At 52.9% G+C, this 22,116-nt stretch carries 23 protein-coding genes; 16 read left to right on the forward strand and 7 right to left on the reverse strand.

Going from position 1 to position 22,116, the window contains the following annotated elements; all coding sequences use genetic code 11:
* Positions 1–244 precede the first annotated feature (244 nt).
* From GN107_RS10000 to GN107_RS10040, 9 genes are all read left to right on the forward strand, one after another.
* Complete coding sequence (locus tag GN107_RS10000) at positions 245–523, forward strand: type II toxin-antitoxin system RelB/DinJ family antitoxin (protein ID WP_155287723.1); 279 nt, start codon at positions 245–247, stop codon at positions 521–523.
* Between the two features lie 495 nt (positions 524–1,018).
* On the forward strand, positions 1,019–2,404 hold the full coding sequence (gene dnaB / locus GN107_RS10005) for a replicative DNA helicase (protein ID WP_155287724.1): 1,386 nt from the start codon (positions 1,019–1,021) through the stop codon (positions 2,402–2,404).
* Between the two features lie 135 nt (positions 2,405–2,539).
* A complete protein-coding gene (locus GN107_RS10010; protein ID WP_155287725.1) occupies positions 2,540–3,706 on the forward strand; it encodes a hypothetical protein in 1,167 nt (388 codons plus the stop codon).
* Positions 3,707–3,972: 266 nt separating this feature from the next.
* Positions 3,973–5,262: an adenylosuccinate synthase gene (locus GN107_RS10015; RefSeq protein ID WP_155288061.1), complete on the forward strand. Its 1,290-nt coding sequence runs from the start codon at positions 3,973–3,975 to the stop codon at positions 5,260–5,262.
* Between the two features lie 229 nt (positions 5,263–5,491).
* Positions 5,492–7,111: a C40 family peptidase gene (locus GN107_RS11405; protein WP_230678603.1), complete on the forward strand. Its 1,620-nt coding sequence runs from the start codon at positions 5,492–5,494 to the stop codon at positions 7,109–7,111.
* 256 nt (positions 7,112–7,367) lie between these two features.
* Entirely contained in the window at positions 7,368–8,582 is a 1,215-nt protein-coding gene (locus GN107_RS10025; protein WP_155287726.1) for a DUF2075 domain-containing protein, read from the forward strand.
* A gap of 97 nt (positions 8,583–8,679) precedes the next feature.
* On the forward strand, positions 8,680–9,525 hold the full coding sequence (locus GN107_RS10030; RefSeq protein WP_155287727.1) for an aldo/keto reductase: 846 nt from the start codon (positions 8,680–8,682) through the stop codon (positions 9,523–9,525).
* A 190-nt stretch (positions 9,526–9,715) separates the two neighbouring features.
* Positions 9,716–9,907 carry a type II toxin-antitoxin system HicA family toxin gene (locus tag GN107_RS10035; RefSeq protein WP_155287728.1) on the forward strand — a complete coding sequence of 64 codons (192 nt, stop codon included), beginning with the start codon at positions 9,716–9,718 and terminating at the stop codon, positions 9,905–9,907.
* 27 nt (positions 9,908–9,934) lie between these two features.
* A complete protein-coding gene (locus tag GN107_RS10040) occupies positions 9,935–10,345 on the forward strand; it encodes a type II toxin-antitoxin system HicB family antitoxin (protein ID WP_308779592.1) in 411 nt (136 codons plus the stop codon).
* Between the two features lie 80 nt (positions 10,346–10,425).
* Here GN107_RS10040 and GN107_RS10045 read toward each other — a convergent pair whose 3' ends face one another.
* The 4 genes from GN107_RS10045 to GN107_RS10060 form a co-directional block, all read right to left on the reverse strand.
* Positions 10,426–10,626 (reverse strand): hypothetical protein, encoded by a 201-nt coding sequence (locus GN107_RS10045; protein WP_155287729.1) that lies wholly within the window; start codon positions 10,624–10,626, stop codon positions 10,426–10,428.
* 133 nt (positions 10,627–10,759) lie between these two features.
* Positions 10,760–11,293: a DUF2812 domain-containing protein gene (locus tag GN107_RS10050; protein WP_155287730.1), complete on the reverse strand. Its 534-nt coding sequence runs from the start codon at positions 11,291–11,293 to the stop codon at positions 10,760–10,762.
* Positions 11,280–11,594 (reverse strand): PadR family transcriptional regulator, encoded by a 315-nt coding sequence (locus GN107_RS10055; protein ID WP_155287731.1) that lies wholly within the window; start codon positions 11,592–11,594, stop codon positions 11,280–11,282. The genes GN107_RS10050 and GN107_RS10055 overlap by 14 nt, the downstream gene beginning before the upstream one ends.
* A gap of 172 nt (positions 11,595–11,766) precedes the next feature.
* The gene (locus GN107_RS10060; protein ID WP_155287732.1) at positions 11,767–12,906 is read right to left on the reverse strand and encodes an NADH-dependent flavin oxidoreductase; all 1,140 of its coding nucleotides are present in this window, start codon (positions 12,904–12,906) and stop codon (positions 11,767–11,769) included.
* A 144-nt stretch (positions 12,907–13,050) separates the two neighbouring features.
* Here GN107_RS10060 and GN107_RS10065 point away from each other — a divergent pair, with 144 nt between their 5' ends.
* From GN107_RS10065 to GN107_RS10090, 6 genes are all read left to right on the forward strand, one after another.
* On the forward strand, positions 13,051–13,539 hold the full coding sequence (locus GN107_RS10065) for a GNAT family N-acetyltransferase (protein ID WP_155287733.1): 489 nt from the start codon (positions 13,051–13,053) through the stop codon (positions 13,537–13,539).
* A 272-nt stretch (positions 13,540–13,811) separates the two neighbouring features.
* Positions 13,812–14,087, forward strand: a complete 276-nt coding sequence (locus GN107_RS10070) for a bacteriocin immunity family protein (protein ID WP_155287734.1) — start codon at positions 13,812–13,814, stop codon at positions 14,085–14,087.
* Between the two features lie 320 nt (positions 14,088–14,407).
* Positions 14,408–15,385 (forward strand): GMP reductase, encoded by a 978-nt coding sequence (guaC, locus tag GN107_RS10075; RefSeq protein WP_155287735.1) that lies wholly within the window; start codon positions 14,408–14,410, stop codon positions 15,383–15,385.
* Positions 15,386–15,598: 213 nt separating this feature from the next.
* Positions 15,599–15,874 carry a bacteriocin immunity family protein gene (locus GN107_RS10080; protein WP_196246323.1) on the forward strand — a complete coding sequence of 92 codons (276 nt, stop codon included), beginning with the start codon at positions 15,599–15,601 and terminating at the stop codon, positions 15,872–15,874.
* Between the two features lie 163 nt (positions 15,875–16,037).
* Positions 16,038–16,388 carry an MmcQ/YjbR family DNA-binding protein gene (locus GN107_RS10085; protein WP_155287737.1) on the forward strand — a complete coding sequence of 117 codons (351 nt, stop codon included), beginning with the start codon at positions 16,038–16,040 and terminating at the stop codon, positions 16,386–16,388.
* A 102-nt stretch (positions 16,389–16,490) separates the two neighbouring features.
* On the forward strand, positions 16,491–17,261 hold the full coding sequence (locus GN107_RS10090; RefSeq protein ID WP_155287738.1) for a sulfite exporter TauE/SafE family protein: 771 nt from the start codon (positions 16,491–16,493) through the stop codon (positions 17,259–17,261).
* 100 nt (positions 17,262–17,361) lie between these two features.
* Here GN107_RS10090 and GN107_RS10095 read toward each other — a convergent pair whose 3' ends face one another.
* Positions 17,362–18,792: a DHA2 family efflux MFS transporter permease subunit gene (locus GN107_RS10095; RefSeq protein ID WP_155287739.1), complete on the reverse strand. Its 1,431-nt coding sequence runs from the start codon at positions 18,790–18,792 to the stop codon at positions 17,362–17,364.
* Between the two features lie 377 nt (positions 18,793–19,169).
* Here GN107_RS10095 and GN107_RS10100 point away from each other — a divergent pair, with 377 nt between their 5' ends.
* Positions 19,170–19,892: a class A sortase gene (locus tag GN107_RS10100; RefSeq protein WP_155287740.1), complete on the forward strand. Its 723-nt coding sequence runs from the start codon at positions 19,170–19,172 to the stop codon at positions 19,890–19,892.
* A gap of 68 nt (positions 19,893–19,960) precedes the next feature.
* Here the strand turns inward: GN107_RS10100 and GN107_RS10105 are convergent, their stop codons facing one another.
* Together GN107_RS10105 and GN107_RS10110 are read right to left on the reverse strand one after the other, a co-directional pair.
* A complete protein-coding gene (locus GN107_RS10105) occupies positions 19,961–21,433 on the reverse strand; it encodes a DUF4097 family beta strand repeat-containing protein (protein ID WP_155287741.1) in 1,473 nt (490 codons plus the stop codon).
* The gene (locus GN107_RS10110; RefSeq protein ID WP_230678604.1) at positions 21,420–21,734 is read right to left on the reverse strand and encodes a PadR family transcriptional regulator; all 315 of its coding nucleotides are present in this window, start codon (positions 21,732–21,734) and stop codon (positions 21,420–21,422) included. Before GN107_RS10110 ends, GN107_RS10105 begins: the two co-directional genes overlap by 14 nt.
* Between the last annotated feature and the right edge of the window lie 382 nt (positions 21,735–22,116).

Raw genomic sequence — 22,116 nt, forward strand, 5'->3', positions numbered from 1 at the left:
CCAAGCAGCTGCTCCAGAAGAGGCGCCGCCAGCCCGACATTGTTGTTCTAGCAGACACTAAAAGTCATCCTTCAGCGTGTGTCTTGCCGAGATAATAGCAAAATTGTCACTAAAATATCGTTACTGAACTGCACTGGATTTTATCATGCAGCTCGGTAGCGATATTGTTGTTTGACTAATAAATATGGTAGTTCCACCTGGACGTTACCGCGGAATATAATGTAGACGAAATGGGGTGCTGACCATGAGTGACACTAACAGAACGATTCAAATTTCCGTGAGTAAAGAAACCTATCAGCAGGCCAAAGTGGTTCTGGACGCGCTTGGCTTGACCACTTTGGAGGCAATTAATGTGTTCCTGAAGCGGGTTGCGGCTCAAGGGTGCATACCCTTTGCACTTAAGCTAACTGAAGAAGAAACCGTGGATATTCGTTTAGTCCATGCGATTGAGGAGGCAGACGTTCCTGTCATTAGCGGCAAAAAGTCAGTCAGGCGCTACTTGTTGGCTGATAATGCAGGTTAGGTATTCCCGGAGCAATTATTCTGGTTGCAGTAAGATATCAAACTAACTTTAAAGCACCGAGGTAGGGCTGACGGCACCTCTGCCGGAGCAGCTGCTTGGGGGTGACCGAGCTGTCGCGATAATCAGTAGCCTGGGTTTGGCTACTGATTATCGGGGAGAACGGAGAGACCGCGAAGGAGCGCAGCGACGCGGGCTCGGGTTCAGGGTCAAGACTCGGCGAACTTTCCGAGGCTTGCCATAACTCTTGTGCAGCTTGCTACCCGTAGAGTTATGGACAGCGTAGCGAACCCGGCCCCCAGCTCGCCTTTGTCACCCCCAAGCAGCGGCCGCGTAGGTAGATGTGCCTTCAGCCCGGGCCGGGTTTATCTCAGTCTGGTAATTACAGACCACTTATGTAGAGAAAGCACCGGGGATATGCTCGTTTGTGTTAAACTCTAAGTTAAACGTCTGTGCATTTTTGCAGGCTAAACGGATTATTTGGAAGGAGACTTGGCAATGGATCAAACGCCAACTGGTGGGCGCCAGCTGCCCCAGAGCAATGAGGCGGAGCAGTCCGTCTTGGGATCAATTCTCATTAACTCAGACCTCATGGCTGACGCGCAGGAATACGTGCAGCCGGAAGACTTTTACCGGCGAGCGCACCGCCTGATTTTTGAAGCCATGACCGCTCTTTCCGACCGCGGCGAGGCTATCGACCAGGTGACTGTTGCTGATGAGCTGGAGAAGTCTGGTCAGCTCGAGGACGCCGGAGGTCAGGAGTACTTTATTGAGCTCGCTGATTCCGTGCCCACGATTACCAACATCGTTTACTACGCCCGCATCGTTAAGCAAAAGGCGACCAGTCGGCGGCTGATTCAGGCTGCTAACACCATTGCTGAGCGGGGTTATGAAGATAGCGATGACCCTGAAGTTCAGCTTGAAGACGCCGAAGAGCAAATCTCGACCATCTCCCAAGGCGGTGGCGGGGACTTCCGGCGGATCCGCGATGTTCTGGGCGCGTCGATGAATGATATCGACAAGTTGATTGGGAACAGCGAGTCGGTGACCGGACTAGCGACTGGCTTCAAGGACCTGGACGAAATCACCACCGGTTTCCACGAGGACGAGTTCATCGTTATCGCGGCGCGACCCGGGATGGGGAAAACGGCTTTTGCCCTCAACATTGCCCAAAATGTCGGAACAAAGACGGACAAGGCCATTGCCATCTTCAGTTTGGAAATGGGTGCGGAGTCACTGGTCAACCGGATGCTTTGCAGTGAAGGTTCCATCGATTCGCAGCACCTGCGCACCGGGCAGATGAACGACGAAGAGATGCACAATCTGGTCGTTGCCGCCGGGAGTTTATCCAAAACTAACATTTATTTTGATGACACTCCTGGGATTCGGGTCGGCGAGATCCGGGCAAAATGTCGACGGCTTGCGCGGCAGCCAGGTGTCGATCTCGGGCTCATCGTGATCGATTACCTGCAACTGATCGAAGGTAGTGGGCAGGAAAACCGCCAGCAAGAAGTTTCCAACATTTCCCGGCAGCTCAAAAAGCTTGCTAAAGAACTGCATGTGCCCGTCATTGCCATGTCCCAACTCTCCCGTGGGGTCGAACAGCGGCAGGACAAGCGGCCGGTGCTTTCCGATATCCGTGAATCTGGGGCCATTGAACAGGATGCCGATATCGTTGCCTTCCTTTACCGTGAGGACTACTACCGCGATGAGGACAGCGATGGGGATGACGGTGATAGTGGTGGCGGCGATGACGATAACGACGACGTAGCCGAGATGGAAGTCATCATCGAAAAGAACCGTAGTGGGGCGCGAGGGACCGTGAAACTTTTGTTCGTTAAACCGCTCAACAAGTTCTCTTCAATTGCTTATCAGCATGAGTAAAGCTTAGTTTGGCAGGCTGCAGTGGGCAGTGCCCATGCAGCCTGTAAGTGTCTTGGCATGGCTCTGGTCGAATAATGTAGGGTTACGGTTTCGGCTGTCCCGCTCGGGTTTGTTTCAATGAAGGAGGGTTTGCCCATGGATGGAATTGGATTGAGTCTGCGGACTGCGCAGTCGCAGCATCTGTTAATCAATATTTACCAGCGTGATGCCGACGATTTCTACACGGGCTACGTGCAGGCTGTCGCCGATGACGGGGTCGTTTTGCACACTTACAATGATGCCGGCTTGGCGGACGGCTCCGCTTTTGTCGCCATGAGCGTGATCGATTCCATCGAGGTGGCTGGTGCCGACATTGACACCATGACCTACCGCATGGTGCGCTCGGAGGAAAAAGGCTTCACCGCGGTGCCTGTGACGCCGCTGCGGCTGCCCTTGAATGTTGATTCGTCCTTGCTCTACCAGGTGGCGGAGAACATGCGCCGCACCGGGCAGGTTGTGATGGCGGTCACAATGGACACTGAGACCTACCTTGAGGGCCAGATTACCGCGGTTGCGGAAGATTCGATGCAGCTGGACGTGTTCAATAAGTTCAACTATAGCGACCACCGTAGCGTGCAGGTTGACTTTAGTAACCTTTGCGCCCTGGAGTACGAGGGCTACGATCTGTTCCTAGAGACAGCACTGATGGGCAAAAGGGCGCAGCTGCGGCATCTGGCCAGCAGCCGGTACCGCAACGTGAGTGAGTTCCGGAAGCTGTTTGGCATCGCGCAACAGGCTAAGCAACTCCTTGCCATTACGACCCGTGTCAACAACGATAACTTTTTCGTGGGCCGGGTGCAGGCGGTTACCAACGATTTTGTGGTGCTGGCTTTGCTCGACATGGCCGGTCAGTTTGGCGGCTACTCGCTAATTCGGCTCCGTAACATTAACGCGGTCATCACCGATTCTGATTACCTGCAGACGGTCAGCTTCTACGAAACCTGGGCGCTGCAGCACCACTTTGTGCAGGCACCGCTGCTGAACCGGGAGCGTGAGTTCGATACTGATGACGATGTTCTGCGCAGCATCGTCGCCGAAGCCGAGATTATCGGCCGGGTACTCCGGGTGCGCAGTGCCGCGGTTCCCGAGGCGATTACCGGTAGTGTTGTTGATGTTGGGGATGATGCGTTCACCGTGATTCCGCTCGGCGCACCGGCCAGCGAGGGGACGCGGTTCAAGTATGTGCAGGTGTTGGATGCGTCCTTTGACAGTATTTACTCTTACCTGCAGGAGGAATGGCTGCGGGATAATGACAAAGAATAAGATTAGCTCTACGCAAAATGATAATAGAATCATTGAATATCCTGTGAAATCACCCGTAATCAATTGGTTGCGGGTGATTTTTTGATTGGACAACGGCTACTATCAGGGCTACTCAATGATGGCCCCGTTCGTATTTAAACCGTTTACTAGCCCAGCTTACGGCGAATAATTCACTTTTGACCCCAATAAGTCTTGTTAATTCACCCCACAACTGATACTATTGTTTGGGTTTTGAAGTTCACAACCGCAGAAAAGGGGAATTCATTATGGGCACAGTAGTTATCGTTGGGGTACAGTGGGGCGATGAAGGTAAGGGTAAGATTACCGACTTCATGAGCCAGGGCGCGAACATTATCACGCGTTACCAGGGCGGCGACAACGCCGGGCACACGATTCATGCAAACGGTCAGGTTTACAAGTTGCGGCTGGTTCCATCCGGGATCCTGTACCCGCACCAGCTGTCCGTCATCGGTAACGGGGTCGTTGTGAACCCGAAGAGTCTGGTCGAGGAACTCGCCCGGCTCGCGAAGCAGGGCGTCAAGGGTGACAACCTGCGCATCAGTGACCGCGCCCACGTGATTTTGCCTTACCACATTGCGCTCGATAAGTACCAAGAAGAGGCGAAGGGTGCCGGCAAAATTGGCACAACTGGCCGCGGCATCGGGCCTGCATACATGGACAAGGCCGGCCGGGTCGGCATTCGCATCTGCGACCTGCTCGAAAAGGATACTTTTGCGGCGAAACTCAAGGCCAACCTAGCGGAGAAGAACACCCTCTTCACCAAGGTTTACGGTCAGGAGCCAATGAGCTTCGACGATATTTTTGGTGAGTACTACGCTTATGGCCAGCAGCTGGCGCCATTTGTTACTGACACCTCCGTGCTGTTGAATGATGCGGTTGATGCCGGCGAGAACATCCTCTTTGAGGGTGCACAGGGCATTATGCTTGATGTTGACCAGGGGACTTACCCATTCGTGACCTCCTCCAACCCGGCTGGTGGTGTTGCTACCGGTTCCGGTGTTGGCGCGTCCAGGATCGACCGAGTCGTTGGGGTTGCCAAGGCATACACCTCCCGCGTCGGTGATGGCCCGTTCCCTAGTGAACTGAACGACGCAACGGGTGACTTCATCCGCAACGCTGGGCATGAATTCGGCACGGTTACCGGTCGGCCGCGGCGCATCGGCTGGTTCGACTCCGTTGTCGTTAACCACACCCGGCGCGTTGCCGGGGTCACCGACCTCTGCCTGAACTCCGTTGACGTGCTGACAGGTCTGGACACGGTCAAAATCTGCACGGCCTACAAGAAGCCCGACGGTGAGGTCATCAAGCGTTTCCCAGCTTCCCTCAAGGAACTGGCTGAATGCAGCCCCGTTTACGAAGAGATGCCTGGCTGGAAGGAAGATATTTCTGGTGCCAAGAGTCTTGACGATTTGCCAACGGCGGCGCGGCACTACATTGAACGGATTGTAGCGCTGACCGGCGTGGAACTGGCAACCTTTGGCGTTGGCCCCGACCGCGAGCAGACGAACGTGCTGGCAGATGTCTGGGCGAAGTAAGCCGTTATAATATTTACTAATTGAATGCATGGTCACCAAGGGCCCATCGTAATTTTGCGGTGGGCCCTTGTTTCACGTGGAACTGGTCAGTATATGGCGCCGACTAGCTGACCTAAGTGCTTTTTGCGCAAATGCAATCGTTTTCACTGGTGGGACGAAACTAATTGTTGTAAAATCGGGGCGTTATCGTTGCAATCATTATGGTGACGTTATCCTTGGAGGAAGAATGATGAAGAAAAGTAAACTGTTGATCACCGCAACGTTGGCGGTCGGCATGACCTTTGGTAGCTTGAACTATCTACCGGTCAGTGCCGCTACGAATGGTGCTGCGGCGCAAGTGAGTGCCGGCGCGAAGGCGCAGCGGGTGGCTGGGACTGCCCGCGTCACTGCCGGCACCGTGCAAGTTATGAGTGCTGATACCGCTGGCGCAAGGGTGGTTAAAACTCTCAGGCAAGGTGACACGATCGGTTTTACCGCCATTGCCCAGGTTAACGGGCAGACTTGGTATCAAGTTGGCACCAACGAATGGCTCAATGCGAGTGGCTTGACGGTCACGGCTCAGCAATCAGCCACCCAGTCAAGTAAGCAAGCGGCAACGCAGCCAGCGAAGAAGGTTGCTGTTAAATCGCCAACCAAACCAGTAGCAAAAGTGGCGGCTAAGCCTGCTGCGCCGAAGTACAGCAGCTACCGCACGACCGTTTACGTTGATTACGTGCCCGGGTATGGTGTCCGGACGGCAACTACTCCCGGTGGTGCAACGACAGGCAAAATGCTAAAGAGCGGTACTGCCTGGAAGACTTTTGCTGCGACGAGTGTTAACGGAACGATGTGGTACGAACTCGGCACCAACATTTGGGCCCCGGCCACTTACCTGAGCCGCACGCGCGTCAGCAAGACCATCAACTACGGATCCAGTGTTAAGCGCAACGTTGTGCGGGTTGGCAGCAAGGGTGCTTATGTCTTCAACAGTTCCTTTGCCGCTACTGGTAAACGCTTGAAGGCGGGGAGCTACTGGAAGTTCTTTGCCCAGAAAGTCGCCGGTAATAAGATGTGGTATGACATTGGCGGTAACCAGTGGGTTCACTCCGCGGCGGTTGCCGAAGCCGTGCCTTACCAGAACCCAAGCAGGTATTACCAAGTCGCCTACAAGCAAATCAAGCCCGCGGGCAAGACCGGTTATAACTTGGGTTACAACTACGAGGGCATTAAGACTTGGCTGGTCCTGGGTCGCTTAGGCCTTTCGCGGCATCGGGCCAACATGACGGGTGCCGCTACTGCTGCAGTTGCACGCTTCCAGCGCAGCCACGGTTTGCGCGCAACCGGAGTCGTTGATGTGAACACTTGGGTCAAAATGGGTTTCAAGAAATCTGAGTGGTACAACATTGATGCTTACGTTGCTCCGCTCCGGGCCCAGTGGTACAACACCCGCAGCGAGCACATCGAAGCCATGATTGCGGCCGCCTACAAGTATCTCGGTAAGCCGTATATCGTCGGTGCGTCCTCCAGCCCGTACTACGGGACGGATTGTTCCGGCCTGGTCACGCAGGCTTTATACGCCGCGGGTATCAGCCCCTTACCCGTCTCTGCGATTCAGCACGCGCACCCAGGTAACGAGTGGAACTGCCGAATCATGGCGGCCAGCTCGCACTTCAAGACGGTGCCGTATTCGCAGCGGCAACGCGGCGATTTGATTTTCTACACCAACCCTAGTGATGGCCGTGTATGGCACGTTGCCATCTATCTCGGTGGTAACCGGGTCATCGAGTCATGGCCACCACGCGTCATGATTGCCAGCCTAAAGAACAGCCAGCGTAGTTACATCACGCGAGTTGCCCGGGTCTTCAACTAAGTGTTGCCATTATTCACCCCGCAGTCTAAAAGTGGCTGCGGGGTGTTTTGATTGTGTTTACCGGCTAGGGCTTTGTTTCACGTGAAACTAGCGCTGTGGATTCTGCGGTTAAATTAAAGCAACGTGCTAATATTAACTGTAAACTTAGCTGTCTACTTCGCGACTCACTTGAGAATTGGCTTGAGGCATATGCTGATGCCGCACTAATTTGCAGGGGATGAGTAGGTAGCTGGTTATTGAGAAGGAGAAGGTTCTTTTGCCAGATTTAGCTAGTTCCACATTTATTTTGCCAGCCGGTGCAGAGCCAACCGCAGATCAGCGACGCTTGACCGCCGACATGTTGGCTTTCATTCGGGCCCACGCTGACGCCAATCCGAGCGCGGTTTACGTATTACACGGTGACGCCGGGTCCGGCAAAAGTGCGGCGCTCGCCCACGTGTTCACCCAACTGCAGGCGGCCGCGCGCAGTGCTGATAGTACTGATCCGCTGCAAGTCAGGGATAACTACCTACTTGTGAATCACAATGAGATGCTCAAAGTTTACAAGGAGGTGGCGGCTGCGGAGCCGGCGCTGCGCAAACGCGACTTTGTGAAGCCGACGCCGTTTATTAACGCCATGCGGAAGCGCAGGCGCAAGGCGGACGTGGTGTTTGTCGACGAGGCCCACCTACTGCTGAGTCAAAGCGACCCCTTTAACAAGTTCACTGGCGATAATCAGCTCGACGCGATTCTGCAGTTGGCGCGGGTCGTGGTGCTCGTGTTCGATCCACAGCAGGTGGTTAAACTGAAGAGCCACTGGGATGTGGGGATGCTCCAGCGACACCTGCGCGGCCACGCAGTCCGGGAGTTCCAACTGGACGGGCAGCTGCGGGTACAAGACGCCGCTGTTAGCGCCTGGATCAACGATTTCGTTAACGGTCAGTTGCGGCCCTTGCCCAAGCCGCAGCAATTCGATTTGCGGGTCTTTGACGATGGCCAGCCGCTGTACGATTGGGTGCAGGCACGCGACCGGGAGTCTGGGCTTGCACGGCTGATTGCCACCAGTGATTTTCCCTTCCGCGTGTACACGGACCGCACTTGGTATGTTGATGCGGGGAGCTTGCACTTGCCCTGGGACAAAATTAACTTCACCGACCGGCCCTGGGCGGAGCGGCCGGAAACATTGCACGAGGTGGGCTCGATTTACACCATTCAGGGCTTTGACCTCAACTACGCTGGAGTGATTCTGGGGCCAAGTGTCGATTATGACCCGCGAACGGACCAGATTGTGACTGCTCCGGCGCGCTTTGAAGATTCCGAAGCCTTTCGCAAGCACCCGGGGTTACCTGATCCGGAAGCTGCTAAGCAGGCTATCATCATGCACACCGTGAATATTTTGCTGAAGCGGGGCCGACAGGGATTGGGAATCTACGCGGTGCAGCCGCGGTTGCGGCAACGACTACTGGAACTTAGTGGTCAAAGCATTAAGTAGCAAGCTAACTATTAACTGAGCCTGATATAATTAGGCTTGACGAGGAAACTATTAGCCTTGATCGACAAGGGGTCAATTTGGAGAGGATCGTTAGACGATGCAAGAAATGGCAATTGGCAAGCAGCAGGTGCCGGTACTCGGCATGGGCACTTGGCACATGGGTGTCGGTAACTCTGGTCAGTACCAACAGGAACTGGCAAGCTTGGAATACGGCCTGAATCACGGCCTGAATGTAATTGATACAGCCGAAATGTACGGCGAAGGGGCCTCTGAACGTTTGGTTGGCGACGCAATCAGCAAACATGATCGGAGCAAAATCTACCTGATTTCTAAATTTTACCCGGCCAATGCCGCCGCGGCGGACTTGCGGAATGCACTAACCAACAGCCTGCAGCGCCTAGGTACCGACTACCTCGACTTGTACCTTTTGCACTGGCGGGGTGAAGTACCGCTCAGTGAAACGATGAGTACTTTGCAGGATTTGCAGCGGGAGGGATTAATTCGCGATTACGGTGTGTCCAATTTTGACACGGCTGATTTAGCGGAAGCACTCGCCGTTACGGGTGGCGCAGGCATTCACGCCAACGAAATTTTGTACAACCTGACGGCGCGGGGCAGTGAGTTCGATTTGTTGGCCGCCAACGAGCAGGCGGGCGTGGCTACGATCGGCTATTCACCATTCGGCTCTGGGGATGGTAAAAGTATCGTACTGCCCGCATCGCTGAGGGAACTCGCCGCCAGTAAGGGCATCACGGAGCACCAGTTAATGCTGGCCTGGACGATTCGGAGCGGGCAAGTGCTCAGTATTCCTAAGGCTGGCAATGCCAAGCACATGGCGGAAAATATTGCAGCCGCCGCTATCACCTTCACGCTGGACGAGCTCGCTCTGATTAATAAGTACTTTCCGGCTCCGGATAAGAAGACACCGCTGGCAGTGATATAGATTGGCTTTAAATAATTTTCCGTCGGTTTGAAATACTCAAGATGTCATGTTTGCAAATTAGTTACGCACATACCGGTTACAAACAGTACATTCTCCGAATTCTAGTAATATCTACAGAATGCCGATGTTTTTAAAATGGCTTTTATATGCGCATTAATGCGTATATAATTAAGAGAGCGAGGATGTTTTAATGCCGATGAAACCGGGCAAACTTGAGCAATTGGTGCTTCAGCAGGGTTTTGTGTATCAGCGCAATAAGGGTAAGGGCGGTCATCGCCGGTATCGACATCCGGATGGCCGAACGACGGAAATTCCATTTCACGCAAAAGAGATCAGAAAATACACACAGGATAAGATTCTCAAGCAAATTGGTTTGAAATAACTTCGTCTGCATAGATTGGAGATAAAGATGATGAGTGATAATGTGCTGGTTTACCCGACAATTTTTCATGAGGCGAATGATGATGATGGTCACTATTTCACTGTTACCAGTCCCAATATCCCCGGGATGGTAACCGAGGGCGACACGCGTGCAGAGGCGGCAGTTCAGGCAGTAGACGCATTGGCCACGATGTTGGATGGCACTGACTATCCGAAGCCGCAGGATCCTTCTGAATGGGAACTGAAAGCTGGAGACAGTGTGGTTTACATCAGTGTGAACATGACCCAATGGCAGCGTGAAAAAGCGGCGTATCAAGCGGCACAAAAGAAGGTCCGGGTCAATATTATGTTGCCAGAATATCTGCGTGACAAGGCACGGATTGCAGATGTGAATATCAGCAAGGTTGCTACAGATGCGCTCCAGAAAGTTTTGGATTAACGGTAGCCATTAAAATAGTCCCACCGTGCTTGATTTAACGGCGCGGTGGGACTTTTAGTGTTCTGGATAGTTGCAAACGTTTATGGAAAACCAATCATTAAGCGAAAGCTAGCATACAGCATGATCAGGCCAAAAAACGCGCTGAAGCCAATGCCGATGGGTCTGAAAATTGTTGTATTAACGCTACTGGCAGGCTTTGCTACCCTAATAAACTTGTACGTGGCATAAAATTGCCAAACTGCAAGTGCTAAACAAACTACGGCTGCAAGTTTCTCTAACATTGCTGGCACCTCCTAAGTGCGGACCTCAACCCAACAGGCATAAACTCACCATCATTATAAGTCTATAAGCGGCAAATGGATACGCTTTCTTGGGAAACCATGGTGCGTGCAAGCAAGATTGATGCCAGGATTATTAGCTGTTATTTTGCTGCAGCTTGTGAATCTTGCCAGTCAGGTGCACAAAATTATAGGTGTAGAGTGCAAGCACGATTAGCATCAGAGGGTAAATTGCGAGGTCAATTCCATTCAGCGGTCCGTTAATAATCAGTGACGGTATCAGGCCGAGCAGCTGCAGTAATAAACAAAGCCCACCAATCATCGTCCAGCGCGACCGGACCCGCTTGAGCAGGGCGATGCGCGATTCCGGATCAGAGTAGAGGGCGGCCTGGCTGTCTGGATTGTACAGGTAGAGGTAGTTACCATCTAGAAAGCGGACCGCTTGAATCAATTCCCAGCCTGATTCCTGAATAAAGGCGAGGTAATCCTCAGTATCCCTGATGTTGCGATAATCAGATACGACGACACCATTAGTATTGGCACTAGCATCGAAATCGTAAGCGAGAGCATGTACCTGTCGGAGTTTCCAGCCCGCATGCAGCTGCTCGGTCAGGAAGCTGGTCTCGTCTTCCATGCGCCACACTGGAATAAATTTTCTAATCCGCATCATCAAGCACCTCCGCGTTGTGTGTCAGTTCAAGCAGCCGCTTTCGCTCAGAATGGAGCAGTTGCTTGCCCGTTGCTGTCACCTGGTAAATTTTGCGTTTGCCTTCTTCATCCACGAGGTCAATTAGTTGCTCATCCTGCATTTTCTTGAGAGTGCCGTAGAGTGTGCCCGCTCCCAAAACGATGCGCTGGTTCGTGATTGCGGCAACGTGCTGGATAATGCCGTAACCGTGCGTTGGCTGCAGGAGTGTGAGCAGGATGTAGAAGGCCGTTTCGGTCATTGGTAGTTGGTTCAGAGTGGACATTGGTGCCACCTCCTATATATCGTGCTACGATATATCTTCATGTATATCGTACTGCGATACATATGGAGATGCAAGCAAAATTCGCACAAAAAAAGTCCCGCTCAGCAGTTTAATCTGGTACTGCTAAAGTGGGACCTGAATCACTAAAATATTATTATTAGCTTGCTAATTACTATTGCTTAGGGTGCTGCTTGCGGTAGGCCGCAATGCGCTCCGCACGGCTGGTAATCATGCTGCTAACAAAATCTTTCAATGGCGTGTTGAGGGGTGCGGTCTTAACAGCAGCAGTGAACGGGGCCGTTAATATGGTATCGTCAGCGGCTGCCGCTAGCTTTTGCGCCCATTCAGGGTCAAACAGCAACTGCTGCCCAACCGCCACGGCGTCCGCGTTCTCCAGGACTGCCGTAACGTCTGCGCGGCTACGGACGCCGCCGACGCCGATTAGTGGCAGCTGGCCGGCTAGCTCGTCGTGCACATAGCCCAACATGGACTGGTCCTGGTATGCCGGGTCCTGGCTCTTGCGGCTGTAGTTATTCAGTGACAAGTGCAGGTAATCGAGGCGGGTCTTCCGCAGCTGGTCCAGTAGCCAAAGTGTGTCGGTAAAGCGAATGCCAGGAGTTTCGAACTCCTCCGGGGAAACGCGGTAGCCGACGATGAACGGCCGGTCGGCATACTTGTCGACGGCGGCAAAGACACTACTGATGACTTCGCTGATGAAGCGGTAACGTTTCTCCAGGCTACCGCCGTACTCATCCGTGCGGCGGTTGGAGTGTGGGGAGAAGAACTGCTGCAGCAGGTAGGTGTTGGCCCCATGCAGTTCGATCCCATCAAAACCCGCAGTGATGGCGCGGCGGGTCGCTTCGCCAAAAGCGGCAACGGTCGCGTGAATCTCATCAACGGTCATGGCCCGTGGCACCTCTGCATCTGGCCGCAGTGCGGCAACCGCACTGGCGGAGACGGGCTGAGCACCGGACAAGGTTGCGGAACTGGTCATGCGGCCGGCGTGGAAAATCTGGACGATGGCTTTGGCACCACGACCTTGAATTGCGCGGGCAAGCTGGCTGAGTTCAGGGAGGTATTGGTCACCAGCGATACTGAGCTCACCGGGCCAACCCTTACCACCATCCTGAACGTTTGCGGCCCCGGTAATGACGGCGCCCAGCCCGGCTGCACGCTGGGCGTAGTAATCAATCTCGTCCCGGGTGACGGTACCATTATAGAAACTCTGCTGCGTGGTCATGGGGGACATGAACAGACGGTTCTTGACGGTGGCACCAGACTTAAATGTTAGTGAATCAATGAATTTTGGCATGTTCTAACTTCCTTTGTTTTAATAAGCGGAAACTCAATGCTATTATCACACAGATTGTTGCGGATGGTTCCGGACAGATTCAATGCAGCGTGCGCGCTCCGGACAGTGGTATATACTAAAGCTAAATGATTATGGAGGCGGAGCATGTATACTTTTGCAGCAATAACGACTGACGAAGCGCGGGCCCAAGCGCTCAAGGTCTACCAGGCGAATGCGGATTACTACCGGGTAATCGGCGAGCCCAAGCCGACGCTGGCGACTGTTGATTATGATAGTCGGGAGATCCCGACAGCCGTGCAGGACAAGGCTAAACACTACTGGCTGATTCAAGACGGTCAGGAAACCATCGGCGTGATCGATCTGATTGAGGGTTATCCTGATAAGGAGACAATTTACGTCGGTCTGCTCGAAATCATGGACCACCGGCAGGGCCACGGGACCGCGGTGCTGAAACAGCTAATTGCGGCGTTTGCTGGTCACGGCTACAAACGGATGGAACTGGCAACAGTGCACGCTGACAAAGCAGCCGCTGCGTTCTGGCAGGCGCAGGGCTTTACACAGTTACGCAGTGTGGACGCAACGCTCAGTGCCGGTAATAAGCAGGTGGTTGATGTGCTGACCAAGGATATCTAAGGCCTGCTGCCGACTGATTAGCGGTCAAAAAAACGCGGCTACGGGTAGTTACCACTGGGGTAGCTTGCGTAGTCGCGCTGGATGAAACTTCCTATGTAAAAAGCAAGCGAGCCTTCAGACCTTCTGAACGCTTTCGCGCCGATCCTCCAACCCGCTAATATGGTTTGGCACCATGTCTAGAGAGTAACATGAATCCTTGCGCTTTGTAAAGCAATGCACGTAAATATTCGGGTTTGCACGCAAAACATGGCCCAAGATAGGAGATTTAAGGGATGGATGCAAAAGCAAGTGCACTGTTGCAGCAGATTAACGCTGCACAAGCCGCAGTAAATGATCAGGAGCTGGCGGCGATATTGACGCGCTATGCTAAGCAGCTTCAGGATGGGAACGCGTACCGTTTGGTGAGCCTCAAATTGTCCGGGCAGTTGCGGCACTATCTGCGCGAGCATGAAACTGTTCCCGCTGCCGTTTCTGAACTGGCCACAACTGCTCACGAAGCGGCGGCGACGGCATTGGGACGGAATGGTCAATCCAGCTGGTATGTTTAATGCAAAATATTAATGGTCGGGTAGGATGTAGCTAAACGTTACGTGCTGCCCGGCTTTTTTAACTACAGAGCGGCGGTCCACCGCTTGACTAAATGCCTTGACCACGATCCCCTAATTAAACATTTAATTCGCAATTATTGGCGTTATGAGGACAGATGTGCTGCTAGTAGTCACAAATTACATGATAAACACGAACTAACGCTGATTATTTTATTTTTTTGTTTGACTTTTCGCTGCTGTGCCCGTATAGTAATCTCTTGGTGTGAATGATAATTGTTTCATCCACGATAATGTTCGTATTTTGAACGGAGGAATGCCCGATGCAAATTTTTGATTACGAAGATATCCAACTGATCCCGAACAAGTGTATTGTCCGCAGCCGTAAAGAGGTCGACACCAGTATTAAGTTCGGCCCCCGCACCTTCAAGATTCCCGTGGTGCCGGCGAACATGCAAACCATTATTGATGAGAAGCTGGCTATTCAGTTGGCACAATCAGGTTACTTCTATATCATGCATCGGTTCACACCGGAAACGCGGCTCGATTTTGTGCGCAACATGCATGAGCAGGGTCTCTATGCCTCCATTTCTGTTGGGGTCAAGCCTGGCGAATTCGGCTTTATCCAAGAATTGGCCGACGCCAACCTGACGCCAGAATACATTACCATTGATATCGCGCACGGGCACTCCCAGGTCGTTGTGGACATGATTCACCACATCAAGCTGCTGCTACCGGGAAGCTTCGTGATTGCCGGCAACGTCGGGACGCCCGAGGGGGTGCGCGAACTTGAAAACGCCGGTGCTGACGCAACCAAGGTCGGTATCGGACCGGGAAAGGTCTGCATCACCAAGCTTAAGACCGGCTTCGGTACCGGTGGCTGGCAGCTTGCCGCGGTGCGCTGGTGTGCTAAGGCCGCGCGCAAGCCAATCATTGCCGATGGCGGCATTCGTAACCACGGTGACATCGCCAAGTCGATTCGCTTTGGTGCGGATATGTGCATGATTGGTTCTTTGTTCGCCGGGCATGAGGAGACACCGGGCAAAACGGTTGAAGTCGATGGCAAGCGGTTCAAGGAGTACTACGGCTCCGCGTCCTCCTACCAGAAGAACAGTCATCACAACATCGAGGGTAAAAAGATGCTGATTCCCGTTAAGGGGCCGATTCAGGACACCCTGAGCGAGATGCAGGAGGATCTGCAGTCGGCAGTGTCCTACGCCGGGGGCAAGGACCTGTTGAGCCTGCGGAAGGTTGATTACGTGATCGTTAAGAACTCGATTTTTAACGGTGATCAATACTAAGTTATCAAAATGGCGGCAACGTTGATTAGCGTTGCCGCCATTTTTAGATAGTTTCACGTGGAACCACGGTTGTTATAACGTGATTGCCTGATGCTTAATTTGACCACGACTCACTGTAAGCGTGTGCCCAAATGGTTCACAAAAGGACTATAATAAGCCTTATAAAGTGTAAACGCCTACAGATGTACGACGCAGCACTAGGAGGCTATAACATTGAATAAAAAAGACAAGAAATTATATAATCAGATTAGTAAGGCTTACAAGACCTTGCCTGCAGATGCGGATGACGGTTTGCGGCAGCTGTTACTCGATAATGGTACGGCCCTGAAGAAGGGCGCTGACTACCGCGATGTCAGTGTTAAGTTGGCCAGCCACTTGGACCACTACCTGCTGCTGAGCAAGTCGCTCCCGACTGCAGTAACTGACTTAGCGGATGATGTGGAAGTTACCGCCAACAAGTATCGTGGTGCGGTTGGCTCAGCAAGTTAAACTAGCTGAAGCGAAAATTAATGATTTGGACAATTTGCCGCTCCTTCTCTGGGCCGATTACCTTTTTGGTCGCCAGAGGGGGAGCTTTGTGTACCCTGGGGACTGCACGTAGCGTTCGTTTCACGTGAAACAAGTGCCTATAATTGAGGGTGAGGTGAGACACATGACCAGGGATGAACTGATTGAGTATTGCCAGAATGAATATAACGCCGTGGTTGACCGGCCGTTTAAGCATTACCAAAATTATGTTGCGCTGCGACATCAAAACGGCAAATGGTTTGGCATCGTCATGAACGTACCGGCTAATAAGCTGGGACTGCCAGGAACTAATGAACTGGATATTGTTGATCTGAAGGTCGAGCCGGAACTGAATTCCATTTTGCAAAAGCAAGCCGGATTTTCGCCGGGTTACCACATGTCCAAAGAACACTGGCTAAGTGCGCGGCTTGATAAATTCAGCACGGTTGCCGACTTGGCGGACCTGATTGCGGGGAGCTTTGCCGCCACGCGCTAGGTCAATGCCGCGGTTGCACGGTGGATTGTTAACAGCGCCCCTATTATTAGACTGCAGTTTTAGCGCTATACTGAAACTGCTGTATAGAAATGGGGTTCTCCAATGCATGGCTTTTTGCTGACATTTATTTTGATTTTAACTGGTTTTGCTGGCGGCTTGCTCTCATCAATGGCGGGGATGGCGTCACTAATCGTCTATCCGGTGCTCATTGCGCTCGGGGTGCCGCCAGTGTCTGCCGACGTCACGAACACTGCAGCGATGATTTTCACTGGGGTCGGCGCGGGTATTTCCTCGGCCAGGGAATTAAAGTCTAACCGGAAGCTAGTTTACGCGGTTACGGGCTATGCCGTTGTCGGTGGCATCGTCGGGGCCATCATCCTGGCGGTGGCGCCCGGCCGCACTTTTGAAAAAATTGTTCCGTTCCTGATTGCCATCGCCGGTGCGCTGATGCTCTGGACGGCGCGCGATAAACAGCCTAAAAATGCCGTGGGTCATGCGGTTACCGGCTGGAAACTGTTCGTGCGGAACGCGCTGGTGTTCCTGGTTGGCTTATATATCGGTTACTTCGGCTCGGCAGCCGGGGTGGTCATGCTGGCCATCTTATCGCTGACCTTACCGGTGCCGTTCGCCGTTTCCAATGCGCTCAAAAACTTCGCGACCTTCTTCACTAACGTTGTCTCACTGATTGTTTATGCCTTTACCACCAAGGTGTACTGGTCCATGGTGCTTCTGCTCGGTGTGGGGATGTTCGTCGGCGGCTACATTGGGCCGGTGCTGGTGCGGTACATCCCACAGCGGGCTCTCCGCATCGTGATCGGGATTGCGGCGTTTGGACTCGCGGGCTACTTTTTCTACACGGCTTACATCGCCTAACATAATTTTGGCCAAAATAAAAAGCCAATGGGATTCGCTACGTAAATAAGTAGTGGTTCCATTGGCTTTTATAATGTCTGAATTCGCGGTGCAAAAGTGCTTAGTGATTATCCTTGCTCTTGGCGGGGTTCTTAATGCCGAGGGAAACAATCAAGGCAACAACGATCAGCACGACGGTGAAGTAGATGCCGTAATGGACACCGTTGGTAAATGCAAAGGCAGCGGACTTGCCACTAGCGGCGGCAGTCCCGATACCAAGCAGGCTGGTGGCCAGGGCGGTTGCGATGGCACCAACGATTTGCTGCATGGTGTTCATGATGGTACTACCATCGGCTGACTGCATGCCAGACAAAGCGCTCAGGGCGTGTGTCTGGGCTGGTGACATTGCCAGCGGGCAGCCGATCATCAAGATGACGTGGGCGGCGATGACGTAAGCCACGGAGCTAGTGCTGCTGGTCATTGCCAGCATGATTGCACCAATCAGGGCGATGATGAAGCCGATGCGGGTTGGCATCTTGGCGCCAAAGCGGTCATAAAGACGGCCGGCAAAAGCGGAAACAAGGGCGTTGATCACCCCACCAGGCAGCATGATGATCCCGGTCAATGCGACTGGGAGCAATAGCCCCTTCTGGATGTACATTGGGAGCAGGTACATTGCAGAAAGGATGATCCCGAAGTCAAGCATGACCAGCGTTGCGCCGGTGCGGAATTCAGGAATGGCAAAAATGCGCAGGTTCAGCACTGGTGCCTTGGACCGTACTTCGCGGCGGGCGTACAGTGCGAGCACGATAATGCCGACTGCGAGCAGGCCGAGGACGATTGGGGAACCCCAACCGCGGCTGCTGGCAAGACTAACGCCGGAAACTAGTGCGGCAAAGCCGACAACTGATTCCAGAACTGCAGGCATGTCGACCTTTTGCCGGGTAATTTTCCCCACGTTTTCCAAGCTAGTAATTGCAAAAATCAGGGCAATTGCAAGGAAGGGAATGAACAGCCAGAAAATCCAGTGCCAGTTGAGCTTAGCAAGCACAAGACCAGTGAGGGTAGGCCCAATAGCGGGCGCGAACATGATGACCAGTGCGCACATCCCCATGGCAGCACCAAGCTTACTAGGCTTGAAGACTTGCATGGCGACGGTAAACATCAGCGGCAAAATCAGGCCGGTTGCGATACCTTGAATCATGCGGCCAAGAAAGAGCACAGGGAAGATACCGGCGGTTGCAGAGATAATTGCACCGACGATAAAGTCACAGAGGCCGAAAATGATAATTTGACGGGTCGTGAACCACTTACTGATTAAACTGGAGAATGGAAGGACAATACCGATTACGAGCATGTAACCAGTAACGAGCCAGGATGCAGTCGCGGTGGCGATGTGCAGGCTGGCGGTGAGACTAGGTAAGGCGATGTTCAGTGAAGTTTCACTAAACATGCCGACGAACGCACCGACGAGCATGCTGACCATAGCGAGCATGGGGTGCTTAACTTGCACACGTGCCCGGTCGGCAGTGGCGCTAATACTTTGATCCATTGGAAAAATACCTTCTTTCATAGCGACCGAGCACGGATCTATGCTGTCGCGGACCGTTAACGCAAGCGTCAACTGGGCCAAGTGGTTATGATAGCAGAAAAAAGTCAGCTTCGTAAGGATTAATTTTCAGAAATTTGCGAAGAGTAGGGTTTGAGAGACACTTACTTTTCGTAAATAAATTGCGGATTTTGGCGAAAATTGCTAGGAGCACGCTTGTGAAGAGTATATAATGTGCTTAGAAGAATTAGTTATTTATCATGAAGATTAGTGCGGCTAATATTGGCCGGGACGTCAGTTAATGCTGTACTGGCGTTATTAGTGCTTGGTATTTTAAGCGGTCCCGCACGATTCTTGCTGACTAGTTAGGAGGTGGCCCCATGGCACAGGGTGACAAGAAGAAGCAAAAGCGCGGCGGCTGGCGCACGTGGGCGTGGCGGATATTCATCGTGCTTGGGTTTGCGGTGAGTCTGGCACTCATCTTCAATGAACAAATCAAGTTATTCATGGTGAACCAGATGTCCCAAAGCGCGGTGCGGACGACGCAGACGCTCAAAAAGTCTGATGTTAAAAAGAATAAGAAGGTCAAGGCCTCTTATGATTTTGCCAAGGTCGAAGCGCTCGATTTAAACAACGTCACCAAAGCGGCGGTTGAGCGTAACCTGAAGCCAATTGGCATGATTTCCGTGCCGAGTGTCAGCATTTACCTCCCAATCATGAAGGGGCTCGGGGGCAACAACCTCGCCGTTGGGGCTGGAACCATGAAGCCGGACCAGCAGATGGGCAAGCGCAACTACGCGCTGGCGGGCCATCACATCCACAAGCAGAAGACCTTGTTCTCGCCGCTGGAGAACGTGCGGACCGGTGCGAACATCTACATCACGGATAAGAGCACGGTCTACACCTACAAAATTGACTTCCAGAAGGTGGTCGACAAGAGCCAGGTGCAGTACATTGACGACATTCCGGGCAAGAACATGATCACGCTCGTTACCTGCTCGTCTAACCAGATTTTGCAGCCAGAGCGGCACATTATTCAGGGCCAGTTGGTGCACACGGCTAAGGCCACGAACAAGACGCTGCGGGTATTTGCTAATCAGTAAACTGAAAAGACAACTAAAAAGGGGTCATCCCAAGCAGTTTAGCTTGAGGTGGCCCCTTATTTTGCTATCTAGATGGTTAAATTGCCGTCATTGGTACTGGCAGTGATTGTGAATTCTGGGTTTTGGCCCTTATACCCTTGCCGGTGGTGCGTACTGTGCTTGGTAAACTGCACGTTGGTTTCGTCTTGACGCAGGCTGCCGTCGTCAGTGTGCAAATCGAAATTGTAGCTGACCGTACGTGGTAGGTCGAGGTGCAGACTACCGTCGTGGCTGCTGGCGGTGATGTCACCGGTCAGAGCGGTCCAACTGGCGTGAATACTGCCATCGTCGGCACGGAGCGTCGTTGCACCAGCAAGCTGGTCCGCCTTGATGCTGCCGTCCGCCGTGCTAAGGGTCAGTTGATCCGCGGTGAGGCTGGTGGCACTGAGATTGCCGTCTTTACTTTCGACTTGCAGCGCATGCGCACGGACGGTGGTGGCTTCAGCGTTGCCGTCACGGGTGTTTAACTTAGCTGTACCGGTGATGCTCAAATTGTTGGCGCTGATGTTGCCGTCTTCTGACCGGGCCGTCAGTTCGCTTAGAGCAGATTGTTCGATCAGCAAGTTGCCATCGCGACTGGTGAGCTGGACGGGTCCCAACTGACTACCCTGTAGGGTGATGTTACCGTCGTCGGTATTAACAGTCAGGGTTTTGCTAGCTAGGTAGGCCAGCTGGACGCTACCTTCGTGAACGTTGATGTCAGCTGCCGCCAAGTCGCGCAGATTGAGCGCGGCGACGTTACCGTTGCGGTTAGTGACCTGCAGTTTACCGGTGAAGGTTTCGGGGACCCCGATGACGATTTTGGTCCAAAAGCCGAGCTTGAATTTGCCGATGGTGATGCGGGGGGTCGGCTTGGGCCGAACGCCGTGGCGAACAGTAACGACGCCAGCATTTTGCATGATTTGGCCCGCGTATTCCGGATTGAAGTTGCTGAAATATTCGTGGACCTCCAAATCGTTGCCGCTGCCGGGCATGAGGTGGAGTTCGTCGTAATCATAGTCGATATGGAGCTCAGTCATTCCGGAGAGGTTGCAGTGTAACTCATTCTGCGGTGTTGATGCTGGCAACTGCAAATCGGTGTCCGCATTAGTATCCTGTTTAGCTAGCGTCGCCGCTTCTGCGGCCGTAATGTCGACGCCGATAATCTTGCCATCAATAGTGATGGTGTCAGTATCGGCGCCAACATTGATCGTGTGGGTTGCACCGCCGGGTTGGGTATTATCGATTGTGACATCTGTAGAGGTATCCTTGGCTCTGGTGACTGCGCCTTGGTCTGCGGCAAGTTGCGCGGCGAGGCCAGCGATATCGCCGAAGTCGGCAATTGCCTGGGTAGCGGCTTCATCTGTCGGGACGCCGGATGCGATTTTGTCGCTTGTTGCCGCCTCGAGGTCGCCACTAATTTCCGCGCGGAGATCCATGAACGCGGCCGTAGCGGGGTAGACGGCAAAAATTGTATCCAGTTGCTGCGCAATTGCTTGTTTTAGTTCATTATTTACTGCCATTGATTAACGCCTCCAAAGTTGTTTTGGCCAGCTGCCAAGTACTGCGTTCTGTTTGTAGTTGCTGCTTGCCGGCTGCGGTGATGCGGTAATACTTTCTGCGGCCACCCTGACTCTCATCACCCCAGTAACCCTCGATCCAGCCAGATTTTTCCAGCCGCTTGAAAACGGTATACAGAGTTGCCTCGTTAATCGTGTACGCGCCGCCGCTCAGCGCATTGATGTCCTTGGTGACCTGATAACCATAGCTAGTGCCCTGACTGAGGACGTTCAGAACGATGGCAGTCAGGTAGCCGCGGACCATGTCTTTCGTAATTGCTGTCGCCAAAAGTTGCCCTCCTTTAGCATCTGTTTTTATTGCCATTATCATAGCATAAGTATTTGTCTGAAAATAGTAATTAGGCTGTTTTGAGCAAAATAATACCCCCGCAACGTCTAAACGGCGTGGCAGGGGCAAGCTGGTTCATGTTTCGGCATATTTCCCGGGAACAATGGCACATCTCGCGCCCGTCCCGTGGTATCAAGGTTTCTAGCACCACCGATTTTATGGTGGCACAATTTTGACCCTTTTCAAATTATTTTGGCTCATCGGGTACCTCCTTGGAGAAGATCCCGTTGAGCTTTTTTGCGACTTCAAAGTTACTGTTGGGGTAAAGATGACCGTAAGTGCCGAGCGTCGTTTCGAT

It is taken from the genome of Lacticaseibacillus zhaodongensis (assembly GCF_009687905.1).
Lineage (GTDB): Bacteria > Bacillota > Bacilli > Lactobacillales > Lactobacillaceae > Lacticaseibacillus > Lacticaseibacillus zhaodongensis.